The sequence below is a fragment of the Bradyrhizobium guangzhouense genome, assembly GCF_004114955.1.
Taxonomy (GTDB): domain Bacteria; phylum Pseudomonadota; class Alphaproteobacteria; order Rhizobiales; family Xanthobacteraceae; genus Bradyrhizobium; species Bradyrhizobium guangzhouense.
Genome location: NZ_CP030053.1, coordinates 4,565,978 through 4,590,208 on the forward strand (window position 1 = coordinate 4,565,978; position 24,231 = coordinate 4,590,208).

Genomic DNA, 24,231 nt, shown 5'->3' on the forward strand with positions numbered 1-24,231 from the left:
TGTCAGGGCTCCAGCACCTTTGGCAGTCGGAACGCAGTGAAGAGCTTCTGGGCCAGCGGCTGCATGAACATCGTCATGGCCCCGATCTGGCTCTCGTCCAGCGCCAGGAGCTGGATGGAGTGGGCGTTCCAGCGCCCTTCAGCGCCGAGGGAATAAAGGGCGAATGCCGGCTGCAGGTTCGCGCCGACGGGCACAAGCCTGAAGCCACGATAAGCGGGCCAGACCGCCCTGAAAAAATCCGCGATCGAAGAGCGTCCCTGATACCACTCTCGCCAAGGCGGCATCGAATAGACGGCGTCTTCTCTCAGGAGCGAAACGAACCGCTCGAGATCAGCACTCTCCCAAGCCCGCACGTAGCGCTCCAGCAGGCTGCGCTGTTGTTCATCGGCGATTGGAGCCGGCCGGGCATCCCAGTCGAGCGTGGCCAGCTTGGCCCGCGCCCGTTGCAAGGCACTGTTCACCGAGGCCACCGAGGCGTCGAGCACGGCGGCGACCTCGATTGCCGACCAGCCCAACACGTCGGCCAGCAGAAGTGCAGCGCGCTGGCGCGGCGGCAGTTGCTGGATCGTTGTGATGAACGCGAAACGGACGGATTCGCGCAGCTCGTAGCGGACGTCCGGCCCTGCGGCGGGATCCGGCAGGCTCTCGAGCTCGGCGTCGGGATAAGGCTCGATCCACAGCGTTTCTGCATCCGGCCGTCCCTGCGGTCTCATGGTTGACGGACCATTCAGCCGGTCTGGCATCGTCCGGCCGTGCTTCGAACGGCTCGCCATGTTGAGGGCCACGTTCGTCGCGATCCGATAAAGCCAGTTCTTGATCGAGGCGCGCGCCTCGAAGTCGTCGAAGCCCCGCCAAGCCCGCAGCATGGTCTCCTGGACCGCGTCCTCGGCCTCATGAAGAGAGCCCAGCATGCGATAGCAATGCAGCTTGAGCGCGCGACGATGCGCTTCGGCCACGCGGACGAAGTCGGCGCGGCTCGGCGGCGCAGCGTTCGCAGGACTGGTCAGCGTCTTGTCTTTCATGGCCACACTCTTGGACTACAGTCCTTCCTCAGCTCGCCGCGGCGACGCCATTGGCCGAAATGGTGAAGATCGCTCCTGCCTCGGCCGGCGGCTTGACCGCGGCTGCAACGACGGCCTCGGCAACATCTTCAGGCGACTGGCGCGCGCCCATGTTCTCGAGGAACTTCTCCCGGGGAATGCCGAGATAGCGGGCATAGCCGTTCACGGCCGCCTGCCCGAGGTCCGTCTCCGGCATGATGCGGGAGGGAACGAGCGCTACGAAACGGATACCGAGCTCGAGGCGATCGGATTCGGCCTGACAGTATTTGGCGATGAACATCTGCATGCGCTTGGCGCCAGCGTAGCCGCCCGAGATCGGCGACCCGCCGAGGCCGGCCCCGCTGGAGATGACCACCACGACCGAGCCTGAGGCAAGCGGCAATTTGAGCGCCTCACGGCAGAACAGGAAGGCCATCTTGGTGTCGACTTCCCAATTCACTCCGAATTCGGCCCAAGTGAGCTCGGGTATCGGACGGACCGGCGGGGTGGCCCCGCCGCAGATCACCAGCAGATCAGGCCTCGTCCTGCCGAAGACCCTCTGCGGCGCGGCTTCCGAAGCGGCGTCCAGCGCCAGCGTTTCGATGCCGCGCGTTTCCTTTGCGAGCTCGGAAAGACCGCGCGCCTGCCTGGCCACCGCCAGGACCTGCGCGCCTTCGCCCGAAGCCCGCCGCACGATCTCGCGGCCGACGCCGCGGCTGGCGCCGAGCACGACCACCCGCTTGCCCTGGAGCATTCCGTTTTCCGACATGGCTCAAATCTCCTCAGCGTGCCCAAACCTCAGTGCAGGTAGGCGTCGATGTGGATCTTCCCGGTGGCCAGGTTCGCATAGCCCGCGCCCCAGGCCGGTCGTGCGTTGACCCAGGCGTAGGCCGCGGCGGCCGTGGCAAGGTCGATCTTCACAGCCAGATCGACGATCGGCTCACCATCCCGCGGCGTCCCGACGCCGTCGGCCGAAAACGCAACCCGGCTCCCATCCTCGGTCTCGATGGTCGCGCGGAGATCGAGCTCCCTGCGGCCGTCCGCGCGGACGCGCAGATAGTCGATGCCGCGTATCGTACCCGTCATGCGGCCTTTGATCGGTCCCGCGAGCGTGACGTCGAATTGAGCGCCGTGCAGCGGCACACTTTCTTGCCCGGCTAACATGGCCTGCATGTTCACGCCGTATTCAATCACACTCATGATGTCGAGGTCGTATTCGAAGATCTTTTCGTAGCTCATGGCTTCTCTCTCAAGTGTCCCACAAAAACTGACGTCGCTGATCGCCGGCAGCGTAACGCCCTCAGTCGACGATCAACCCGCCGGTCAAATTAGCCACGGCTCCGGTCATGCCGCTGCCTCGGTCCGAGGCCAGGAAGGCAGCCATTTCCGCGACCTCGGAGACCTTGCTCGAACGCTTGCGATGCGTGAGGTTTTCGATGAAGCCGAGAAACTGCTCGCGCGGGATGCCGATCGCGTTGGCATGCAGCCCGAACACGACGTCGATTGTCTCCGTCTCCGGCATGCCGGTCGAGCGCACGCAGATCGCGCGGACCCCCCTGGCGCCGAATTCGGCGGACAGGTTGCGGTTGAAGGCTTCCATCGCGGCCCAGGCGGGACCCATCCCTCCGACCAAGGCCGCTCCGAGCCGCGCCGGTTCAGGGGTGTGCATCAACAGCACGCCGGAGCCTTGCTCGGCCATCCGCCGTGCTGCCGCCCGCGCCGTCAGGAAGTGCGACCGCAGGTAGGCTGTGATCGGCGCAGTGAAGCTGTCGACCGACAATTGGGCAATCGGGATCCCCTGGGTTCCCGGCTGCGGAATCGGCGTGATGGCGTTGAAAGACACATCCAACCGCCCGACGCTCTTGAAGACCGTGGCCACGTGGCTGTCCACGGCCTCTTCATCCAGAGCGTCGACTTGAAAGGCTGTTGCCGTTCCGCCCGCTGCGACGATCTCCCGGGCCACGCGCTCGACCTTGCCGAGCGTGCGGCCGGAGAGGAAGACCTTTGCCCCTTCGCGGGCGAATGTCCGCGCCACGGCGCCGCCGACGGCCCCGCCGGCGCCGTAGATGACCGCTGTCTTGTTTTCGAGGAGCATGACGAGTCCCTTTCATCTCGGGTTAGGTGCGCAGGGCCGGTTTGACCACCGCCATCGCCCATAGAGACCTCAGCAACGTCAAGACTCATCGGTGTCGGCGAAAAATGTTCGGGCCGCGGGGCAGCGCGCGCAGGACGCGTGTTCACATTCTCGCGGCGCAGCGCACCCGAGCCTTGCGTCGTTCCGGCCCTCGAAATGAAAGAGGGCGCAGGGAAGGCCGGGTGCCCGGCTGGCACCCGGGATCCACTGTGCGACACCTAAAAGAAGAGGCTGCACAGCGGCGTACAGGTGAAGCCGAAACATCCGGCCTTCCCTGCGCAGTGGTTTTACGGCTTATGTCGTGCTCTCCCCGGGGAGCGAGGCACTATCCCCGTCGGCTCGCAGATCGCCAATACGAGGGTCCCGTTGGACCACACGCATCATGACGAGCCTTGACGCACAGACCCGGGCGCCAGGACCACACGATTTTGCCGTACGCCGATCACACCGGTCGTTCGCGCGACAGTCCCACTCGCGGTTGCCCGCCCAGCAAAACCCTTCGCGCCGATGTGCTCACCGTCCACCGCCGTCCGGTCCGCGTCGTGACGATCGCGATACGCCCCTCTTCCATGGGCCGGGTTGCCGCGACACATACGTCATTTCCGAATTTCGGTAAAGTGGAATATTTTCAGGGGCGGATATTGCCCTACCCCTAGCGTGTTTTGGCCGTCGGGTAACGCAAGGTCTTGTAGCCCATCGATCGAACCAAAACCGCCTGAGGGCGTTAACCCCGGCACCGCCGGGTGACAACCGGACACAACAGGGAACGATGGACGTGGCGCATTTTTCCGGTTTCTGCCCACGACATCAACGCATCGGTACGCGCTGACATCTAACCTGTTCCCGGCGCGTGCAGCCTCTCCGCTGCACGCGCCAGCTCTCCTGCTGCCATACCTGGCTCTGCCATCGCAGCGACAATCACAGCTCTTCGAGGCGGCGCCAGCCATGCAGCACGCGGCGCTCCTGCGATGTGAATGCGAAGAAGCAGCCACCACCAGCAAGCTGATCATGAACGCGATCAATCGCCAAACCGGCGTAATGGCAGTACAGCAGGGTACCAACGCCACCGTGGCCGACGAAGAGCACATCGCCCGGCGTATCGCGGGCCAGTACATGCTCGACCTCGCCGACGACGCGTACCTGGGCGTCAACTGCCCGTTCCCAGCCGCGAACGCTGACCTGGGGTTGCCCGAAAAATTGATTGGCCACCTCCTCAAACTCGTCGGGGACGAGGAATCCGGTGGCCGATCGATCGTTCTCGTGCATCGCCTCGCGCACCTCCACGTCGATCCCGAGCTTTGCCGCAATGATCTCGGCGGTCTCGATCGCCTTTTGCTCTCCGCTGGAAATGACCTGCGCGGTACCCGACAACAGTCCCGTCGCCGTCACGGCTTCCGTGCGCGCCCTGCCGACCTCGCTCAGGCCCCAACGCGGAACCGGGATTGACGGATCGATATTCACCTGAGGATGGGTCAGATAGCGTACGACATGCATCATGGCTGAACGACCCTGCCCTTACACCCGCCTGCAGCCGGCATCCCGTCGCCTTCCTCAGCGGGCTTCGGTCGCAACACGCAGGCCAGAGGCGTCGAAAACGTGAACATCGGGACTCGCGGCGACGAGTGCCACCCTCTCGCCGGGCACCGGCGTCTGACGGCCGCGGACCTCCGCCACGAACATCCTGCCGTCGCCGCGGCGCAGATAGGCGAACGAGGCCTCGCCAAGCCGTTCGACCAGCTCGACGACGCCTTCGGCGGCGAAAGCACCGGCTTCGCCCCGGACAAGATGCTCCGGGCGGACGCCGACCGTCAGCCTGTCGCCGACCTTCAGCGATGCCGCCGAAATGTCGAGGCTGCGAAACGCCGCACCGGTCACGCGGGCGCGTCCGCCCTCGATGCCTTCGACCTCGGCGTCGAAGAAGTTCATCGCAGGCGAGCCGATGAAGCCGGCCACGAACAGATTGGCGGGTTCATAATAGAGGTCGAGAGGCTTGCCGACCTGCTCGATGCAGCCCTTGTTCATCACGACGATGCGGTCGGCAAGCGTCATCGCCTCGACCTGATCGTGCGTGACATAGACGATCGTCGATTTCAGCAACCTGTGCAGATTGGCGATCTCGACGCGGGTCGAGACACGCAAGGCTGCGTCGAGATTGGAGAGCGGCTCGTCGAACAGGAAAACAGCGGGCTCGCGCACGATCGCTCGGCCGATCGCGACACGCTGACGCTGACCGCCGGAAAGATCGCGCGGATAGCGCTCGAGCAGCTCCTCGAGCCGTAGCATGCGAGCCGCTTCCGTGACGCGTCGCTCGCGTTCGGTCGGCGGCACACCAGTGAACTTCAATCCGAACGTCATGTTCTTGCGCACATTCATGTGCGGATACAGCGCGTAGGACTGGAAAACCATCGCGATACCACGCTCGGCAGGCGCGAGCGTATTGACGAGCTTGCCGGCGATATGGATGTCGCCACCCGATGCACCATCGAGCCCGGCAATCATCCGCAGCAGCGTCGACTTGCCGCAGCCCGAAGGGCCAACGAGAACGACGAATTCGCCGTCCTCGATGCTCAGATTGACGTCGTTGAGCACCGTCGTTGCGCCATAACGCTTGTTGAGTTGCTCGATGCGCAGATTGGCCATTCTGACAACCTATTTGACTGCGCCGGAGGTGAGGCCTGCGATGAGTTGGCGCGAGAGGATGACGTAGATCACGACGACCGGCAGAATCGCCATCGACAGTGCGGCGAGCACGGAATTCCAGTCGGTAATGTACTGGCCGAGAAACTGCTGCACGCCGAGCGTCACCGTATGGGTCGAATCGCTCGAGGTCAGGATCAACGGAAACCAGAGGTCGTTCCAGATCGGCACGATGGTGAAGACAGCGACCGTCGCAATGGCCGGGCGCAGCAGCGGGGCGACTACCTCGAAGAAGATGCGGGTTTCCGGCACGCCGTCGCAGCGCGCGGCATCGCGCAGATCCTTCGGGATCTGTTGGATGAACTCGCTCAAGATGAAGATCGACATCGGCAGGCCCTGCGCGACATAGACCAGGACCAGGGCCGTCAGCGTGTCGTTGAGCCCGGCGGATCGCATCATGTTGAGGATTGCGACCGAGCCAAGCCGGATCGGCACCATGATGCCGATCGACAGGAACAACGCCAGCGCCGTCGAACCACGGAAGCGGTACTCGGTGAGCGCCCAGGCCGCCATTGCCCCGAACAGCAGGACGAGCGCCATGCTGACGAGGGTCACGATCAGCGAATTCGAATAGTACAGGAGGATATGCGAGGAGCGGAACACCTTCTCGTAGCCGATCAGGCTGAAGGTCGATGCATCCGGCGGCGCGAGCGGGCTGCCGAAGATGGCGCTGCGCACCTTGAACGAATTCATCACGACGAGCAGGATCGGCCCTACCGCCAGAAGACTGTAGGCGATCAGGACGAGGTGGACACCGATGCTCCTTGCGCGCTGATCCCTGGTCATGCCTCCCCCTCAGAAAGCGTAACGGCGGATGCGCCGTTGCACGAGGAAGAGATAGAGGCAGAGACCGAGAAGGATGATGAAAAACATCACGGTCGCGACCGCAGCGCCCATGGTCGGGTTGCCGAGTTGAAGCTGATTGCCGAAGAAGGTGCGGTAGAAAAACGTGCCGAGGATGTCGGTGGCGAAATTCGGCCCGGCAAGCGCGCCCTTGACCGAGTAGATCAGATCGAAAGCGTTGAAGTTGGCGACGAAGGTCAGGACCGAGACCAGGCTGATCGTCGGCAGCACGAGCGGCAGCTTGATGTGGAAGAAGATGCGGAACTGCCCAAGCCCATCGACGCGCGCCGCGTCGATCAATTCTTCGGGGATGTTGAGCAATGCGGCATAGACCAACATCATCGGGATGCCGACGAATTGCCAGACCGAAATGAGGGACAGGGTGACGAGCGCGCTCGATTCGAGCCCCAGCCACGGAGCAAACAGCGAGCCCAATCCGACCGCCTTCAGGGCGCCGGAGGCTACGCCCCAGAGCGGCGACAGGATCAAATTCCAGGAGAAGCCGACAATGACGACCGACAGCATCGTCGGGAGAAACATCACGGTGCGATAAAAGCCCTTGAGCCTCACGCGGGGCAGGCTGAGCAGTCCGGCGAGCGCAATCCCGACCGGGTTCTGCACGCACATATGCACGACGAAGAATATCAGATTGTTGCCGAGGGCATTCCAGAATGGCTTCGACCAGAGCGCATCACCGAGCAGCGTCGCGAAATTGGCGAGGCCGACGAAAGATCGGGCTCCGGACGGATCGCTGGTGTAGGTCGAGAGCGCCATCGTCGCGACCAGCGGATAGATCGAAAACAGACTGTAGATCACGACCGCCGGCCCAAGAAAGAACAGCAAAAGGCCCGCGAGCTTGGCGCGGGGCATCTGGGCGGTGACGTGCGAGATCGGTTCAGCCATGAGGGGAAAAGAACAAACCTGACATGCGTTATCGCCGCTGTGTGCTCGTGCCATCCCCTGGCGGAGCCTGCAGCAACTATCGACCGAGGACAGTTCCTCTCCCCGCGAGCGCGGGGAGAGGGAGATCTGAATTCACTTGGCGGGCTTGTACCACTTGTCGAGGCCGTCCTGGAGCTGCTTGCCGGCGGCCTCGGGCGTCAGCTTGCCGTTGACCACCTGCGCGGACACGTTCCAGAGCTCGTTTTCGAGATTCGGCGTACCCCGCGACAGGATCTGATACGAATTGCGGATCGTCGACTTGCAGGTCTGCCGCCATCCGACCATCGTCGCAGCAACGTCGTCCTCGACCTTCACCGGAGTCTTGGCGAGAGGGAAGAAGCCGGGAAGCGCGTTGGCATAGATCGTTGCGAATTCCGGCGTCGTCAGCCATTCCAGGAATTTCTTGGCATCCTCCTTGTTCTTCGAGGCTGCGTTGATGCCCATCGCGATGTCGGTGTGATCGGAGATGTAGCAATCCGTCGTGCCGGCAGGCTGCGGCGGCGGGAACGCACCCATGGCGAATTTCGCCTGGCCCCGGAATGTCGAGATGTCCCACGAGCCGGCTGCATAGATCGCGCCCTTGCCGAGCGAGAACAGGTTCTGACTGTCGGCGTAGGTCTGTGCCTGGAATCCCGACCCGAGATACGGCGCCCAGCTTGCGATCTCCTTGAAGGCCGCGACATATTGCGGGTCGGTGAGCTTTTCCTTGCCCGCAATCAGATTGGCCCTCCCCGTCTCGCCTTTCCAGTAGTCGGGGCCGATGTTCTGGAAGCCCATGGTTGCGGCCTCCCATTGGTCGGCCGTGCCCATCACCAGCGGGACATAGGTCCCGTCCTTCTTGAACTTTTCGAGCACGGCGTGCAATTCGTCGAGCGTCTTCGGCTCGGTCACGCCGACCTTGGCAAAGGCTTCCTTGTTGTAGATGAATCCGGCGATGACGGAGGCCATCGGAACACAGAAAGTGGTCTTGCCGTCGTCGGTTTGCCACGCGGCCTTTGCGACATCGGAGAAATTGTCCATGCCCTTGATGCCGTCGACGCTGTCGAGCTGATGCTTCTGATAGAGCGCGAGCGAGGCGTCGAACGGACGGCAAGTGATGAGGTCGCCGGCAGTCCCGCCATCGAGCCGCGCATTGAGGGCAGCGTTGTATTCCTTGGGCGCCGAGGGGGCGAATTCGATCTTGATGTCAGGATAGTGCTTGTTGAAGGCGGGAATGATCTTGGAGTTCCAGATATCGGCGTCGTCATTGCGCCAGCTCTCGATCTTCAATGAGCCCGCCTCGGCCGACGCCAGCCCCGTGAGCAACGCCAACGCGGCAACCTCAGCTCCCAATGCGGCCTTGAATGTCCGTCTCATGCTACGCTCCCTTGTTCGGGCCTTCGCCCCTGATTCCGCTACCCCTTGCGCGGCGCAGCGCGCCGTCTATGCGGCCTTCCGCAGCAGCGAGCCAGCCGACGGCTTCACTCATGCTGGGGATGCCGCACGCAATCAACACCGCCGGCTTGACGTCGCCGCCGGCCTCACGCAACGCCGCCGCCGCCTTGGCATCACTGACATCAGCGATCGTTGCGACGATCCCGTGCGCCCGCTCGCGCAACTTGGCGTTATCGGCCTTCAGATTGACCATGAGCCCCTGATGGATGTGACCGAGCTCAAGTCCCATCAATGACGAGAGCATGCCGAGCGCGGCCTTCTGCGCAGCTCCGGCCGCGAGTCGCGTCGAGCCGCGCAGCGCCTCCTCCCCGCTTTCGAGCAGGATTGGAGCGTCGGCCAGAGCGAGCAATTGCGAGGCAGGACGGTGCGCGATGCCAATGACGAAGGCGCCGCGGCGACGCGCCTCTGCAGCCGCGGCGACGGTGAACGGCGTCGAGCCGCTCGCCGAGACAGCGATCACGGCGTCGCCGGAGAGATCACCGAGTTCGACGATCGAACGCGCACCGGCTGCAGCATCATCCTCCGCCGCGCTGTCGATGCGAAATGGCTCGGCAGTCCCGCCGGGCAAGACGATCGCGATGCGGCTCTGGTCAAGGCCGAACGTACCGGGAAGCTCGGCAGCATCTTCGGCCGCCGCAAGGCCCGAAGATCCCGCACCGGCATAGACCAGACGTCCGCCGGCTCGCCAAATGGCGGCGAGCCGAAGGGCTGCCGCACGGATGTCGCTGGTGACAGCCGCGACCGAAGCAATCGCTCGGCGGTAGGAGACGAGCACCGCGTCGGCAAACATCGCCTCATCGGTCGTCACGACGTCGGCGGTGTCGTCGCACCTCTCTCCGCCCGTCTCTCCACTCGGCAGTACCGGCATCGTGAATACCAATGGTAGATACCTCTTGTATTCGTTTTAGACACGTGACATACCACTTGTCTAGAGGCGTTAAGAATTTTTTTAGGAGGCCCCTTGGCGACAGCCCGGTTCTTTCTCGGAGTAGACGGCGGCGCCACCAGTTGCCGCGCGAGACTGCGGGACGCGTCGGGCCGCGAACTCGGGCGCGCCGTGGGGCCGGCTTCGAACATCTATCTCGACTTCGACGAAGCGATGCGGGTCGTGCGCGAAACCATCGAATCCGCAATGACTGCCGGCGCGCCACGCCAGGAGATCGCCCTCGGCCTGAGCCTTGCCGGACTCTCTGACCACAATGAAGCCGAGCGTGTCTCCGCCGCCCTGCCCGGCTTCGCGCAGATCGTCGCCGTCAATGATGCGGTCGCCGCTTGCGTCGGAGCCAACGGCGTCGGCGATGGTGGCCTGATCATCGCGGGCACGGGCTCGGCGGGAATCGCTCGCGTGGGCGCGCGAACGACGATCATCGGCGGACGCGGCTTCTGGCTGGGCGACGACGGATCCGCCGCGCGGCTCGGCGAATCGGCGCTACGCGCGACGCTGCGTGCGATCGATGGCCTGGAGCCGATGAGCGGACTGGCACAAGCACTCGGTCGACATTTCGATGACGATCCGTTGCGGATGAGCCGCTGGGCAGCGGAAGCCAGACCCAGAGACTACGGCGCCTTCGCACCGCAGATCCTCGACGTCGCAAGGTCCGGAGACATGCGCGCGTGCGAAATCGTCGGAGAAGCAGCCCTCGCGATCGCAGCGCTCGCGAACGCGCTGAACGCGCTCGGCGCCCAGCGCATTGCGCTGGCGGGCGGCTTCGGCGAGCCCTTGCGCCCCTTCCTGCCGCCTGACGTGGCCAATCGCCTTGCCCGGCCGCGGCGCGACGCCGTCGACGGCGCGATCCTTCTTGCCGGCGGCACGCTCGCGGAGGACGCGGCATGACGATGACGGTCGAGACGGCGCCGGGCCAAAAGCTCTATCGTGCCGTGGTCGATGCGCTCAGGCGCGAGATCGAAACCGGACGCTTCGCGGAAACGCAACTGCTTCCGGCCGAGCGCGTATTGTGCGAGCTGCTCGAGGTATCGCGCACCACGCTGCGAAAGGCGATCGCTGATCTGATCGCCGAAGGCGTGCTGTTTCACCGCCACGGCGCCGGCACCTTCATCCATCGCGCGACACCCCGCGTCGAGCAGCCCTCCTCGCGCCTGACCAGCTTCACCGAAGACATGCGGCTGCGTGGACTGGTGGCGAGCTCGCGCGAGCTCGAGCGCGGCGTATTCCTGCCGACGCCGGAAGAGGCGATGATGCTCGGCGTACGACCGAACGACCGCGTGTTCCGGCTCGGACGCCTGCGCCTGGCCGATGGTTCGCCGATGGCAATCGAACGCGCCGCCGTGCCGATACGCTTTCTTCCTGAACAGGATTCGGTGGGCGACTCGCTCTACGAGGCGCTCTCCGCAAAGGGCTTCAGGCCGACCCGGGGCCTGCAGCGCTTGCGTGCGACCCTGCTCGATCATGCGGATGCCGAACTGTTGGGCGTCGCGCCTGACAGCCCCGCGCTCTACATCCAGCGCATCGCCTACCTCGCCGACGGAGCCTGCGTCGAGTTCACGAAGTCCTGGTATCGCGCCGACGCCTATGACTTCGTCTCCGAGCTCACGCTGTCGCCCCCGGCCCGAAAGACGCACCGATGACGACACACATGCTTCAGGAGATCGGCGAGGCAGGTGAAGCGACGGCGCGCCAGCTCGGTCAGAATGCGGAGCGGCTGGCTGACCTCGGCGCGCGTCTGCGCGCCCTCGATCCGCCGCTCGTCGCAACCATCGGTCGCGGCTCGTCGGATTGCTGCGCGCTCTATCTGAAATATCTCGTCGAGATTCTTTCAGGAGTGCCGTGTGCGTCGATCGGCCCCTCGATTGCGACGCTTTACCGGACGCCGATGCGGCTCAAAGGCAGCGTGTCCGTCGCGATCTCGCAATCAGGACGCAGCCCTGACATCGTGGAAATGCAGCGTGCGGCACGCAGCGGCGGTGCGCTGGCCCTCGCATTGGTCAACGACGTGGCCTCGCCGCTCGCGCAAGAGGCCGAAATCCTGCTGCCACTCTGCGCCGGCACGGAACGTTCCGTCGCCGCGACCAAATCGATGGTGGCCGGTCTCGTCGCCGGGGCAAGCCTCGTCGCGGCGTGGCGCGAGGATCGGCCGCTCGCAGACGCCCTCGCCGGCCTGCCGGACGTTCTCCGCGGCCAGGTAGCGCCGCCGCCCGCGATGATGCTGGAGAGACTTGCAAGTGCCCGCAGCGCTTTCGTGCTCGGCCGCGGCGCGACGCTTGCGATCGCCGCGGAAGCAGCACTCAAGCTCAAGGAAACGTGCGCGATTCACGCCGAGGCCTACTCCGCGGCCGAGGTGCTGCACGGCCCGGCCGAGCTTGTAACTTCGGGCTTCCCCGTCATCGCCTTCCTGCCGTCCGACCCGGCGCGCGAAGGCATGCTGCCGGCGCTCAACGCGCTGGCCGATGCCGGCGCGACGGTGATCGCAATCGAAGCGGGCGGCGACGACGAGCCGGATCGTCTCGCGACGGCGCGGGTCGAGGCGTCCCTGTTGGAGCCCATCGTCATGATCCATCGCTTCTACCGGCTTGCCGAAGCGCTTGCGCTCCGGCTCGGGCGCGATCCCGACCGCCCGCGCAATCTGAGGAAGGTGACGGAGACCGTGTGATGATCGTTCTATCAGGCGCGCGGATTTTCGATGGCGAACGCTTCCTCGATGACCACGTGGTCGTCGTCGAAGGCGCACGCATTGCCGCGATCGTTCCCCACGCCAAGAAACCTGATGGCGCCCTGCGGGATCTCGGCGGCGGCCTGCTTGCGCCCGGCTATGTCGACGTTCAAGTCAATGGCGGCGGCGGCGTCCTGTTCAACGAGGACCCGACGCCCGAAGGCATCGCCCGCATTGCGGCCGCACACCGCAACCACGGGACCGTCGGCCTGTTGCCGACGCTGGTGACCGATGCGCCGCAAGTGATGGCCGCCGCGATCGCCGCGACGCGCGAGGCGCGGCGTCTGACCCCAGCGGCACTCGGCATTCACCTGGAAGGGCCGTTCCTGGATCCGCGCCGCAAGGGTGCGCATGAACTCGGCTACATCCGCAATCTCGAATCCGACGATATCGCGACCATCGCAAACGCCGATTGCGGCGCGATAATGATGACGCTTGCGCCCAACAGGGTCGAACCCGAGAGCATCGCCGAACTCGCGCGGCAGGGCGTGCTCGTCTCGCTGGGGCATTCCGACGCGAGCTACCAGGAGGCGCGCCGGGCCGTGGAAGCAGGTGCGCGCGCGTTCACCCATTTGTTCAATGCGATGAGCCCGCCGACGGGGCGCGAGCCGGGTATGGTCGGTGCCGCGCTCGATCTCGACGATGCGTTCGTCGGCCTCATCGCCGACGGCCATCACGTCCACGAGGCGAATTTACGCGTCGCGGTTGCCGCCAAGCGGCACGATCGCTTCATGCTGATTACCGACGCGATGCCGCCGGCGGCCGGCGGCCCCGATCATTTCGATCTTCAGGGCCGCCGCGTGACGTCCATTGACGGCTGCCTGCGGCTCGACGACGGGACGCTCGCCGGCTCGGTTCTGACCATGGATGAGGCGGTGCGCTATGCCGTCAATATCCTCAGGCTTCCGCTCGCCGACGCCCTCGCCATGGCATCACGTATTCCGGCGACGTTTCTCCGGCGCGATGCCGACCTCGGCCGGATCGCACCGGGCTATCTCGCGAGCCTCGTGCATCTCGACGACGAGCTGCGCGTGCTGGAAACCTGGATCGAAGGCCACTCCTCAACACCTGATTGAAGGACGCGATCGAGCCATGTCCGCCCTCTCCATGTCGCCTCAACGGACTGTCCGCGTTCTCGTGGTTGGCCTCGGCACCATGGGCATCAGCCATGCTCGCGCCTACAGATCGATCGAGGGTTTCGAGCTTGTCGGTCTTTGCACCTCTCGGGCGGCCGATCGCGACGATCTCGAGGCCGAGTTTCCCACGCTTCCGCGCTTCGACAGCTTTGATGAGGCGCTCACGCGTTTGCGTCCCGATGCCGTCGCGATCTGCACCTACACCGAGCACCACGCCGCCATGGCGCTGCAGGCTTTCGGTGCCGGCGCGCATGTGTTCTGCGAAAAGCCGCTGGCCGACACGCTGGATGCCGCGCGGCAAGTCGTTGACGCTGCACGCGCGACCGGAAAGGCGCTGCTGATCGGCTATATCCTGCGCGTCCATCCCGCGTGGTCGCGGTTCGTCGAGATCGGGCGAACGCTCGGAAAGCCGCTCGTGATGCGCATGAATCTCAACCAGCAGTCTGCAGGCTCCTTCTGGGAGGTGCACAAGAGGCTCATGCGGTCGACCTCGCCGATCGTCGATTGCGGCGTCCATTACGTCGACATCATGTGCCAGGTGACGCGGGCGCGCCCCGTCGCGGTCCACGCGGTCGGGGCGCGACTGACGAGCGAGATCGCGCCGGCCATGTACAATTACGGCCATCTCCACATCGTGTTCGACGACGGCTCGGTCGGCTGGTACGAGGTCGGCTGGGGTCCGATGATGAGCGAGACCGCTCATTTCGTGAAAGACATGATCGGCCCGAACGGCAGCGTCTCGATCGTCGCGAAAGAAAGTAGCGGCGCGGGCGCCGGTTCGGCGGACCATGACTCGCATACACGGACCAACGCGCTTCGAATCCATCACGCGGCGCGCGACAGCGAAGACCGCTTTGCCAGGCCGGACGAAATGATCTCGACCGCGGATGAACCCGGACATCAGGAACTTTGCGAACGCGAGCAGCTGATGTTTCTGAGGGCGATCCGCGGCGAGGTCGATCTGTCCGAGCATCACGAGGACGCGATCAACTCACTCCGCATCGTCTTCGCCGCCGACGAGAGCGTTCGAACCGGTGAAGTCGTACGCCTGTAGATCCACACTTGCGACGTCTAGCCGTCTACGATGGCGACCGCCCGCGTCCAGCCTGCGGATGCCCGCTCGATCTTCACCGGAAAGCACGACACCATGAAGCCGGTCGAGGGCAGAAGCTCGAGATTGTGCAGCTTTTCGATGTGGCAATAGCCGATGTGGCGTCCGGCCTTGTGACCCTCCCAGATCAAGCTGGCGTCCCGGGTCTCGGCATATTTCTTCGCGGTGTAGACGAAGGGCGCGTCCCAGCTCCAGCCATCGATCCCGGTCAGCCGCACGCCGCGTTCGAGCAGATACATGGTGGCCTCATAACCCATGCCGCAGCCCGAGGTGACATAGTCCTGCCGACCATACTTTGCGCCGGCGCTGGTGTTGACGACGACGATCTCGAGCGGCGACAGCTTATGCCCGATCCGCTTCAGCTCGGCCTCGACATCCCCGGCGGTCGCCACATAACCGTCGGGCAAATGGCGAAAGTCGAGCTTCACGCCCGGCTGGAAACACCATTCCAGCGGCACCTCATCGATCGTCCACGCGCGCTCGCCCCGGTTCATCGTGGGATGAAAATGCCAGGGCGCATCGAGATGGGTACCGTTATGGGTGGACAGATTGACCATTTCCACCGCCCAGCCCTGGCCGTCGGGCAGATCCTCCGCCTTCAGGCCATCGAAGAACTGGAGCATGCGCGGCAAGCCCTGTTGATGGTCGATGTATTGAATGGTCGGATGGTTGCCCGGTGGATCGGCCGGCACGTCGTTTTGCAGCGGGACGGAGATGTCGATCAGTTTGCGCGCCATGGTTGCCTCCGTCTTCTTCTTACCGCGGGCCTGCGCAGCCGCCCCGCATCAGCGCGGGACGACGGCCGTCGCTTCGATCTCGACGCGCGCCGATGGCTCGACGAGACGCACGACCTGCACCAGAGCCATGCTGGGATAATGGGTGCCGACGACCTCGCGATAGGCTTTGCCGAGCGCTTTCAGGTTAGACACATATTCATCCATGTCGACGACGTACCAGGTCAGGCGCACAAGATGATCCGGCTGCGCGCCGCCTTCGGCGAGGATCGCCACGATGTTTTCGAGCGTCTGCCGGACCTGGGCGACAAATCCGTCGGCAAACCGCCCCGTGACGTCCCAACCGACGACACCACCCGTCACGACAAGGCGTCCCTCGGCCGCGATGCCGTTGGCATATCCCTTCGGCTGCGGCCAGCCGCTGGGCTGAAGCACTTGCAGGCCGCTGGCCGCGCCGGCTTCCGGCTTTCCCATCGTATTCATGCGAAATACCATTCCCCTCAGCGCGGCTTCAACAGCTCGCGCGCGACAATCAGTTTCTGGACCTCGGTCGCGCCCTCGTAGATGCGCAGCGCACGGATTTCACGGTAGAGGCTTTCGACGACCTCGCCCTTGCGCACGCCGCGGCCGCCGAACATCTGGACGGCGCGGTCGATGACGCGCTGCGCGGTTTCGGTGGCGGTCAGCTTCGCCATGGCCGCTTCACGCGTTGTCGGAAGTTTCTGGACATCGCGGCGCCAGGCGGCGCGGTAAGTCAGGAGGGCCGCGGCGTCGGTGTCGGTCGCCATGTCGCCGAGCGCGGCCTGGGTCAGCTGGAGATCTCCCAAGGTCGCGCCGAACATGTGCCGGCTGCGCGCGTGCCACAGCGCTTCGTCGAGCGCCCGGCGGGCAAAGCCGAGTGCCGCGGCCGCGACCGAGGCGCGGAAGATATCCAGCGTCTGCATCGCAAGCTTGAACCCGCCGCCCGGCGCGCCGAGGCGACGGCTCGCCGGGATCCGGCAATTGGTGAAGCGCAACGTCGCCAGCGGATGCGGCGCGATGACGTCGATGCGCTCGGCGATGCCGAAGCCGGGATCGTCGGGAAAGACGACAAAGGCCGAGATGCCGCGCGCGCCCGGCGCCTCGCCCGTTCGGGCAAACAGAGTATAGACATCGGCAATGCCGCCGTTGGAGATCCAGGTCTTCTCGCCGTCGATGATGTAGTCGCTGCCGTCGGCGCGCGCGACGCACGACATCGCCGCCACGTCCGATCCCGCCTGCTTCTCGGACAGCGCGAAGGCCGCAAGCCATTCGCCGGAGCGTACCTTCGGCAGCACGGCCTTGCGCAGCTCCGCCGAGCCGCCAAGCGCAATCGCGCCGGAGCCGAGCCCCTGCATGGCAAAGGCGAAATCGGCAAGGCCGTCGGCATAGGCGAGCGATTCGCGCGACAGGCAGATCGAGCGGGAATCGATCGTCGCAGCATCGCCGTCGGGCGTCGCGACCGCGCAGTCGAGCAGCCCCGCCTGCCCCATCGCGCGCACGAGCGCGCGGCAAGCGCCGTCGACATCGTTGTGATCAATCGTGTCGAGTGCGCCCGACTGCACGAAGCGGTCAAGCTTTTCGCCGATCGTGTGGTGGCGCTGTTCGAAGAACGGCCAGTCCAGCCAGTCGCGTTTAGCGACCTTTGCGACGGAGCTCATCTGTCATCTCCTCCGTTCACTGCGCGGCCGCCGCGGCGGCGCGCGCCAGATTGGTTTCGTACTGCCCCTTCGCAGACAGATATTGCTTCGGCCAGCTGATCGCGGTGATGCCGATGCGCGCGGCCTCATGCAGCGTCCAGGCCGGGTCGGCCAGATGCGGCCGCGCAATGGCGCAGAGATCGGCGCGGCCGGCCGCGAGGATCGAATTGGCGTGATCGGCCTCGGAGATTGCACCGACGGCAATCGTCTCGATGCCGACCTCGTTGCGGATCAGGTCGGCGAACGGCGTCTGGAACAGGCGTCCATAGATCGGCCGTTCCTCCTTCCAGACCTGCCCCGACGAGCAATCGATCACGTCCGCCCCTGCCTCCTTGAACATCGCGGCGAAGATCGCCGCATCGGCCGGGATGTTGCCGCCCTCGGTCCAGTCATGACAGGACAGGCGCACCGACATCGGCCGATCGGACGGCCACGCCGCGCGCATCGCCTTGAACACTTCCAGCGGATAGCGCGCGCGGTTCTCGTGACTGCCGCCGTAGTCGTCCGTGCGCCGGTTGGTCAGCGGCGAGAGGAAGCTCGACAGCAGATAGCCGTGGGCGCAATGCAGCTCGAGCCACTCGACACCGGCGGCCGCCGCGCGGCGCGTTGCCGCGACGAAATCGTCGCGCACGCGGTCCATGTCGCTGCGGTCCATTTCTCGCGGCAACTGGCTGTGAGGCAGATACGGCAAGGCCGACGCGGAGATCAGCGCCCAATCGCCTGATACAAGCGGCTGATCGATTCCTTCCCAGGGCACTCTCGTCGCGCCCTTGCGCCCGGCATGCCCGAGCTGAATCCCGACCTTTGCATGGCCGACACCGTGGATCAGGTCGACGAGCCGGCGCCATTGTGCCGCCTGCTCGTCGTTCCAGAGCCCAAGGCAGCCCGGCGTGATCCGCGCATCCGGCGAGACGCAGGTCATCTCGGCAAAGATCAGCCCGGCGCCGCCCATGGCGCGCGCGCCGAGATGGGCGATGTGGAAGTCGTTGATGAGCCCGTCCTGCGACGAATACATCGCCATCGGCGAGACCATGATGCGGTTCGCCAGCGACAGGCCGCGCACGCGATGCGGCGTCAGCATCGGCGGCGGCACCCGCTCGCCGTCCTTCACCGCGATGCCCGAGCGCGCGGCGAACCAGCGCTCGAAGCCCTCCAGCCAGGTGCGATCGCGCAGGCGCAGGTTTTCGTGGCTGATGCGCTGCGAGCGCGTCAGCATCGAATAGAAGAATTGCGGCGGCTCAAGCGTGTCGGCATAGCGCCGGCCGACCACCTCGAACCATTCCATGGCGTTGCGTGCGGCGTTCTGGATGCGCGCGACGTCGACCCGGCGCACCTCCTCATAGGCCTCCAACACGGTCGGGATGCCGTCGCGGCCGTGACCATGGCGATCGAACTGATTGGCAAGCTCGATGGCGTCGTCGAGAGCCAGCTTGGTGCCCGAGCCGATGGCAAAATGCGCGGTGTGCGCAGCATCGCCCATCAGCACGACATGCGATTTGCCGTTGAACACGCTCCATTTGCCGCAGATCAGACGGCTGAAATTGAGCCAGGCCGAGCCGCGCAGATGGCGCGCGTTGGTCAGAAGCTTCGCGCCGTCGAGCGTCTCCGCGAAGATCTTCTCGCAGAACTCGATCGAGCCTTGCTGATCGAGCTCGCCGAGGCCGTGCGCGTTGTAGGCTTCTTCCGTGGTCTCGACGATGAAGGTCGAGGTCTCCGCGTCGAACTTGTAGATGTGCGCCTGGAACCAGCCATGCTCGGTCCGCTGGAAATCGAACGTGAAAGCGTCGAATGCCTTCTTGGTGCCGAGCCAGATGTAGCGGTTCGGCCGGATCACCATGTCCGGCTGGAACTGGTCGGCATAGCGGGCACGAATCCTGGAATTGACGCCGTCGCAGGCGACGATCAAATCGGCATCCGGAAATTCGAGATCGGACTCGACGTCGCGCTCGAACACGAGCTCGACCCCCAGTGCCTCGCAGCGCCGCTGGAGAATGTTGAGCAGATGCTTGCGCCCGATACCGATGAAGCCATGGCCACTGGTGCGCTGGCGTGTTCCCTTGAACACCAGCTCGATGTCGTCCCAGTGATTGAAGGCATCCTCGATCTCGACGGCGCTCTCGGGGTCGGCAACGCGCATCGCCGACATCATGGCGTCGGAGAACACCACCCCCCAGCCGAAGGTATCGTAGGGCTTGTTGCGCTCGACGACCGTGACGACATGCTCAGGATGCCGCCGCTTCATCAGCAGGCCCAGATAGAGGCCGGCCGGGCCGCCGCCGATACAGACTATGCGCATGATCCCTCGCTTTCGCGCGCCGCGCGTGATGCCGAGCTCTCACTCAAATTATTTTAAGCATAAAGTATTTGGTCGGCGCATGCATTGTCAAGACGGTTCTGCGATGACCCTGGCGCGCGGGCCCGAAGCTGCGGCATCGATCTTGAACCCGGTGTAAATTGGAGACACGGCAGCGCCGATTCCGAGGCCTTCAGGCTCCGCCTTGAATTTACTTTTGGCACGAACTATCTTGCCCGTATTCATGAGAGCTGCACCGGCTTTCAAAAGGCCACGAAGACCGGGAGATTCGATTGGCACTCGCAAAGGAGCCCACGCCTGTTTCGGCCAAGAACGGGGCGGATCAGGAAGCCGAGTACAGGGCTCAAACGCGAGTCTGGCTCCGGCTGCTCGCCTGCACGACCCTGATCGAGGGCGAGCTGCGGCGTCGGTTTCGCGAAGAGTTCGATTTCACCATGCCGCGCTTCGATGTTCTCGCCCAGCTCGACCGCGAGCCCAGCGGGCTGGTGCTGGGCGAGCTGCCCAAGCGCCTGATGGTCTCGGCCGGGAACCTGACGCCGATCGTCGACCGCCTGGTCGCTGATGGATACATCACCCGCACGCCGTCGAATCTCGACCGCCGTGTGCAGATTGTCTGCATGACGGTCGAAGGCCGCAAGACCTTCCGGCGAATGGCCAAGAGCCATGGCGCATGGCTTGCGGAGCTGCTGGCGGATTTCCCGGCGGACCGGTTCGACGGGTTGATCGGCGAGCTCGACGAACTCAAGGGCGCCGTCAGGGACGCCCTGCAGAAACCCTGAGACGACCAACGCTCAGCGTCGCAACTTCACGCCGGCCGCCTCGCGATCCCACGTGTCCTTAGTCACGCCCTCCTCACGCAGCACGCCCTTCTTGATCTTGCCGTTTTCCGTCAGCGGCAGCTGGCTCAGAATGCGCACATAGCGCGGAATGGCAAAATAGGCGATCTGGCCTTCGCAGTGCCTGACAATGTCGACGGGCTGCAGCGATTGGCCGCCTTCCGGCAGAATCGCCGCCGCAACCTCGTCCTCGCCCAATTCCGACGGCAGCGGGTAGATCGCGCAAGCGGCGACCGCGGGATGGGACTGGATGGTCTGCTCGACCTCCCATGAAGATACGTTCTCGCCACGCCTGCGGATCGAATCCTTCATGCGATCGATGAAGCGATAATGCCCGTCAGCATCCCGAACCACCCGATCACCCGAGTGGAACCACAGATTGCGCCAGGCCTCGACTGTCTTCTCCGGCATGCCGAAATAGCCGGTGGCGAAGGCAAACGGTTCTCTTGCTCGAAGCACGAGCTCGCCGGCCTCGCCATCGGGAAGCGCCGAATCATTCTCGTCGACGATCCGCGCTTCGATGCCGTCGGCCAGATAGCCCATCGTCCCCGGACGATCCGACGGGATCGTGCCTGCGAACACGAAATTGGTCTCGGTCGATCCATAGCCGTCGACCAGCGGCACGCCGAACCGCTCGCGAAACGGAGCGTGGATCTGCGGCGGCACGCCGCCGCCGAGTGCGACACGAAGTCGATGCGTCTTGTCGTTCTCACTAATCGGCTGCGCGAGAAGCATCGACGCCATCGCGCCGAGCAGATAGCCGACCGTTGCATTGTGCCGCTCTGCGGCGGCCCAGAAGCCCGAAGCGGAGAATTTCGGCTCCAGCACGTAGGTGCAGCCGTTCAGCAGCGCCTGATAGAACGCATTCAGCGCGTTGGTGTGGAACAGGGGCAGTGTCGTGAACAGCACGTCGCCGTCGCGGATGCCGAGCGCCCGCGCCGAATAGATACCCCACCAGAACAGCTGCGCCTGCGGGCAGCACACCCCCTTCGCAGGCCCCGTGGTCCCTGACGTGTAGAGGATCGCGACGGTGTCGCCGGGACGCACGGCGCCCGCCGGAGCGGAAATTCCGAGCGCCGGCAACGGCACCGCGGCCAGCCTGGCATCGATTGGCCCTGTTTCAGCTCCGATGATCCAGCTCCGAGGCGGCAGCTCGACACCGGCCTCCACACTCTCGATCGCGCCGGCGAACTGCGCCTCGACGACAAGAAGCGCCGGACGCGAATTGCGAAAAATGTGGGAGAGCTGGAAGCCGCGCAGCGCGGTGTTGATCGGGACCGCGACGGCGCCGAGCCAGGCGCAGCCGAGATAGACCAGCAAGAACTCCGGACGGTTCGAGCACATCAGCGCGACGCGGTCGCTCGGCTTGATGCCGGCATCGACGAGCGCCTGCGCCGACCCAGCCGCGATCGCCGCGGTCTGCGCAAAGGTCCAGCGCGTCTCGCCCGCGACCAGCAGGGCGCGATCGCCATAACGCTCGGCCTGCCGCGTGAGGATGGCAGAAAGAATCCGGTCGGACGGCGGAAACAGCTCGACCGCTCGCGCCCAGGCGGCCGTGGGACCGCCGTCCCCGACCACACCGTCGCCCTGCATCTGCAGGTTGCTCTCCATCGCGTCTGCCCCGCTCAGGGCAACAGCTTGTATTTACCGTCCTCGATCTGGACCATGATACGCGAACGATCGTCGACGCCGTATCGGTCCGCCGGCGTATAGGTATAAACGCCCTGTGTCCCAACAACCTCCTTGGTCGTAAACAGCGCCTGACGAAGCGCGGTGCGGAATTCCGGCGAGCCGGGCTTGGCGCCCGATGCCATCGCGCGCTTGGCGGCGTCGGCGAGGACCAGCCAGCCGTCGAACGAATAGGACGAGAATGAATCCGTCGGCGCCTCGCCGTTCGCCTTCTCGAAGGCGGCGCGGAAATCCAGGGCGACTTTCTGAATCGGATTGCTGGCGGCAAGCTGCTCCGCTGCGGTCACGGGGCCGGTCGGGCAGATGATGCCGTTGGCCGCCTTGCCGGCAAGGCGCAGGAAGTCGGCACTGATCATGCCGTGATTGCCGTAGAGCGGCCCCTTGTAGCCGCGCTCGGACAGCGCGATCACCGGCAGCGCACCGGGCGTTCCCGTCCCACCCAGCATGATTGCATCAGGATGCGCGGCGACGACGCGCAAAACCTGCGCGGTGACCGAAGAGTCCGAGCGGGCGTAGCGCTCATTGGCGATCACCTTGATGTCCGCCGATTTGGCCGCCTGTATCAGGGAATCGTAGAAGAGATCACCTAACGCGTCGGAGAAGCCGATGAACGCAACGCTCTTCAATCCCTTCGCCTTCATGTTGTCGACAATGCCCTGCAGCAACAGTGATGTCGGCTGCGGGATTTGCACGACCCACGGGCCACCGTCACCAGCCGACACCTGTGCGATGGGCGACACGGCGATCATCGGTACCTTCATCTCGACCGCGGCGGCCGCCATCGCCAGGGTTTGGGGCGCGCCCGAAGTACCGATCAGGATATCGACCTTCTCCTGCTCGACGAGCTTGCGCGCATTGCGGGCCGACGCAGTCGGATCGGAGCCATCATCGAGCTGGATGACCCGGAGCTTCTCGCCGCCGATCTCGCCGACATAGGCCTGGCCCGCGGCAATCCCCTTTGCATTTGGAATGCCGATCGATGACACCGGCCCACTGAGGCCGGTGACAAATCCGACGAGGATCTCAGCTTTCGCAAATTGCGGGACGGCAAGCAGCAATGCGGTGGAAGCCAGCAGGCTCTTGATCAAGTTCATGGCACCTGTCTTTCGTGAGTGTTTCTTGTTCTGATCGGCAAGTGCCATGATAGGGCTCAGCTCGACGCAACCAGCGCGATGACGCGAAGCGGACTGCCGGAGCCGTTCTGGATCTTCAACGGCGAGGCCACGACGACGGCGCCGGTAGGTGGCAACTGATCCAGGTTGCACAGGCATTGCAGGCCATAACGCCCTGCTCCATGCAGGAAGTGATGCGCCGGATAAGGCGGATCGAAATGCCCGGCCTGCCCCGCATCCGTACCGATGGTCTCGGTGCCGAACCCGATGACGCCGCGTTCCTCCACCAGCCATTTCATCACGGCCGGATTCGGGCCCGGCGTGTGCGCGCCGTCATCCCTGAGGTTCGCGTAGTCGCGCCACCCCTTCTTCGACCAATCGGTGCGCAACAGAACCCAGTGACGTGCGGGAATCCGTCCATGCTTCGCCTCCCATGCTTCGACGAGCGGAACGGTCAGGACGAAGTCCGGATCCTGCGCGGCCTGCGCCGAGCAATCGATGACGCAAGCCGGAGCGATCATGTCCTTCGGCGGCATCGTGTCGACGGCATTATTGGGCAGATCCTTGCCGGTGAACCAATGGATCGGCGCGTCGAAATGCGTGCCAGTGTGTTCGCCGAAGGTGACGTTGTTCCAGTACCAGGCCGGGCCGCGGCCATCATATCGCGAGATCTCCTGGATGCGGACCGGTGCGGCCTGGCCGAACTCGGGCGGAAGCACGATGACCGGAAAATCCGGACTGAGCGTAAAGGTCAGGTCGACGACGCGCACCGCGCCGGAAGAAATCGCACTCGCCAGCTCCAGGAGATTGTTGCCTTGCATTG

Annotated in this window: 23 protein-coding genes; 6 read left to right on the forward strand and 17 right to left on the reverse strand. The window is 64.7% G+C overall.

Annotated elements, in window-relative coordinates; translation table 11 throughout:
- Positions 1-2: 2 nt before the first annotated feature.
- The 10 genes from XH91_RS22120 to XH91_RS22170 all read right to left on the reverse strand — a co-directional run bounded on the left by XH91_RS22120 (position 3) and on the right by XH91_RS22170 (position 9,958).
- Positions 3-1,022 carry an RNA polymerase subunit sigma-70 gene (locus XH91_RS22120; protein WP_128952529.1) on the reverse strand — a complete coding sequence of 340 codons (1,020 nt, stop codon included), beginning with the start codon at positions 1,020-1,022 and terminating at the stop codon, positions 3-5.
- Positions 1,023-1,050: 28 nt separating this feature from the next.
- Entirely contained in the window at positions 1,051-1,809 is a 759-nt protein-coding gene (locus tag XH91_RS22125; RefSeq protein WP_128952531.1) for an SDR family NAD(P)-dependent oxidoreductase, read from the reverse strand.
- Positions 1,810-1,838: 29 nt separating this feature from the next.
- Positions 1,839-2,279: a DUF3237 family protein gene (locus tag XH91_RS22130; protein ID WP_128952532.1), complete on the reverse strand. Its 441-nt coding sequence runs from the start codon at positions 2,277-2,279 to the stop codon at positions 1,839-1,841.
- A gap of 61 nt (positions 2,280-2,340) precedes the next feature.
- The gene (locus XH91_RS22135; protein WP_128952533.1) at positions 2,341-3,135 is read right to left on the reverse strand and encodes an SDR family NAD(P)-dependent oxidoreductase; all 795 of its coding nucleotides are present in this window, start codon (positions 3,133-3,135) and stop codon (positions 2,341-2,343) included.
- Positions 3,136-4,092: 957 nt separating this feature from the next.
- The gene (locus tag XH91_RS22145; RefSeq protein ID WP_164938332.1) at positions 4,093-4,668 is read right to left on the reverse strand and encodes a histidine phosphatase family protein; all 576 of its coding nucleotides are present in this window, start codon (positions 4,666-4,668) and stop codon (positions 4,093-4,095) included.
- A 57-nt stretch (positions 4,669-4,725) separates the two neighbouring features.
- Entirely contained in the window at positions 4,726-5,814 is a 1,089-nt protein-coding gene (locus XH91_RS22150; protein ID WP_128952536.1) for an ABC transporter ATP-binding protein, read from the reverse strand.
- Between the two features lie 9 nt (positions 5,815-5,823).
- Positions 5,824-6,657 (reverse strand): carbohydrate ABC transporter permease, encoded by an 834-nt coding sequence (locus XH91_RS22155; protein ID WP_128952537.1) that lies wholly within the window; start codon positions 6,655-6,657, stop codon positions 5,824-5,826.
- A gap of 9 nt (positions 6,658-6,666) precedes the next feature.
- Positions 6,667-7,617: a carbohydrate ABC transporter permease gene (locus XH91_RS22160; RefSeq protein ID WP_128952538.1), complete on the reverse strand. Its 951-nt coding sequence runs from the start codon at positions 7,615-7,617 to the stop codon at positions 6,667-6,669.
- A gap of 132 nt (positions 7,618-7,749) precedes the next feature.
- On the reverse strand, positions 7,750-9,012 hold the full coding sequence (locus XH91_RS22165) for an ABC transporter substrate-binding protein (protein ID WP_128952539.1): 1,263 nt from the start codon (positions 9,010-9,012) through the stop codon (positions 7,750-7,752).
- A 1-nt stretch (position 9,013) separates the two neighbouring features.
- Positions 9,014-9,958 (reverse strand): N-acetylmuramic acid 6-phosphate etherase, encoded by a 945-nt coding sequence (locus tag XH91_RS22170; RefSeq protein WP_128952540.1) that lies wholly within the window; start codon positions 9,956-9,958, stop codon positions 9,014-9,016.
- A gap of 93 nt (positions 9,959-10,051) precedes the next feature.
- Here XH91_RS22170 and XH91_RS22175 point away from each other — a divergent pair, with 93 nt between their 5' ends.
- Genes XH91_RS22175 through XH91_RS22195 form a run of 5 tightly spaced genes read left to right on the forward strand, consistent with a single transcriptional unit; the run spans position 10,052 to position 14,948 of the window.
- On the forward strand, positions 10,052-10,924 hold the full coding sequence (locus XH91_RS22175; protein WP_164938300.1) for a glucosamine kinase nucleotide-binding domain-containing protein: 873 nt from the start codon (positions 10,052-10,054) through the stop codon (positions 10,922-10,924).
- Positions 10,921-11,676, forward strand: coding sequence for a GntR family transcriptional regulator (locus XH91_RS22180; protein ID WP_245477174.1), 756 nt, complete (start codon positions 10,921-10,923; stop codon positions 11,674-11,676). The genes XH91_RS22175 and XH91_RS22180 overlap by 4 nt, the downstream gene beginning before the upstream one ends.
- The gene (locus XH91_RS22185; protein ID WP_128952543.1) at positions 11,673-12,698 is read left to right on the forward strand and encodes an SIS domain-containing protein; all 1,026 of its coding nucleotides are present in this window, start codon (positions 11,673-11,675) and stop codon (positions 12,696-12,698) included. The genes XH91_RS22180 and XH91_RS22185 overlap by 4 nt, the downstream gene beginning before the upstream one ends.
- Positions 12,698-13,834, forward strand: coding sequence for an N-acetylglucosamine-6-phosphate deacetylase (gene nagA, locus XH91_RS22190; protein WP_206733492.1), 1,137 nt, complete (start codon positions 12,698-12,700; stop codon positions 13,832-13,834). Before XH91_RS22185 ends, nagA begins: the two co-directional genes overlap by 1 nt.
- Positions 13,835-13,850: 16 nt before the next feature.
- Entirely contained in the window at positions 13,851-14,948 is a 1,098-nt protein-coding gene (locus XH91_RS22195) for a Gfo/Idh/MocA family protein (protein ID WP_245477175.1), read from the forward strand.
- A gap of 17 nt (positions 14,949-14,965) precedes the next feature.
- Here the strand turns inward: XH91_RS22195 and XH91_RS22200 are convergent, their stop codons facing one another.
- The 4 genes from XH91_RS22200 to XH91_RS22215 are packed head-to-tail and all read right to left on the reverse strand — an operon-like array spanning position 14,966 to position 19,753.
- Positions 14,966-15,742, reverse strand: a complete 777-nt coding sequence (locus tag XH91_RS22200) for a cyclase family protein (RefSeq protein WP_128952545.1) — start codon at positions 15,740-15,742, stop codon at positions 14,966-14,968.
- A 48-nt stretch (positions 15,743-15,790) separates the two neighbouring features.
- A complete protein-coding gene (locus XH91_RS22205) occupies positions 15,791-16,222 on the reverse strand; it encodes a RidA family protein (RefSeq protein WP_128952546.1) in 432 nt (143 codons plus the stop codon).
- A 17-nt stretch (positions 16,223-16,239) separates the two neighbouring features.
- On the reverse strand, positions 16,240-17,418 hold the full coding sequence (locus tag XH91_RS22210; RefSeq protein ID WP_128952547.1) for an acyl-CoA dehydrogenase family protein: 1,179 nt from the start codon (positions 17,416-17,418) through the stop codon (positions 16,240-16,242).
- Between the two features lie 16 nt (positions 17,419-17,434).
- The gene (locus XH91_RS22215) at positions 17,435-19,753 is read right to left on the reverse strand and encodes a bifunctional salicylyl-CoA 5-hydroxylase/oxidoreductase (RefSeq protein WP_128952548.1); all 2,319 of its coding nucleotides are present in this window, start codon (positions 19,751-19,753) and stop codon (positions 17,435-17,437) included.
- A 290-nt stretch (positions 19,754-20,043) separates the two neighbouring features.
- Between XH91_RS22215 and XH91_RS22220 the strand changes: the two genes are divergently transcribed.
- Complete coding sequence (locus tag XH91_RS22220; RefSeq protein ID WP_128952549.1) at positions 20,044-20,550, forward strand: MarR family winged helix-turn-helix transcriptional regulator; 507 nt, start codon at positions 20,044-20,046, stop codon at positions 20,548-20,550.
- A 12-nt stretch (positions 20,551-20,562) separates the two neighbouring features.
- Here XH91_RS22220 and XH91_RS22225 read toward each other — a convergent pair whose 3' ends face one another.
- Genes XH91_RS22225 through XH91_RS22235 form a run of 3 tightly spaced genes read right to left on the reverse strand, consistent with a single transcriptional unit; the run spans position 20,563 to position 24,229 of the window.
- Positions 20,563-22,218: an ATP-dependent acyl-CoA ligase gene (locus XH91_RS22225; protein WP_245477176.1), complete on the reverse strand. Its 1,656-nt coding sequence runs from the start codon at positions 22,216-22,218 to the stop codon at positions 20,563-20,565.
- Positions 22,219-22,232: 14 nt separating this feature from the next.
- On the reverse strand, positions 22,233-23,390 hold the full coding sequence (locus XH91_RS22230) for an ABC transporter substrate-binding protein (RefSeq protein ID WP_164933731.1): 1,158 nt from the start codon (positions 23,388-23,390) through the stop codon (positions 22,233-22,235).
- Positions 23,391-23,446: 56 nt separating this feature from the next.
- Positions 23,447-24,229, reverse strand: a complete 783-nt coding sequence (locus XH91_RS22235) for a cyclase family protein (RefSeq protein WP_164933732.1) — start codon at positions 24,227-24,229, stop codon at positions 23,447-23,449.
- Positions 24,230-24,231 lie beyond the last annotated feature (2 nt).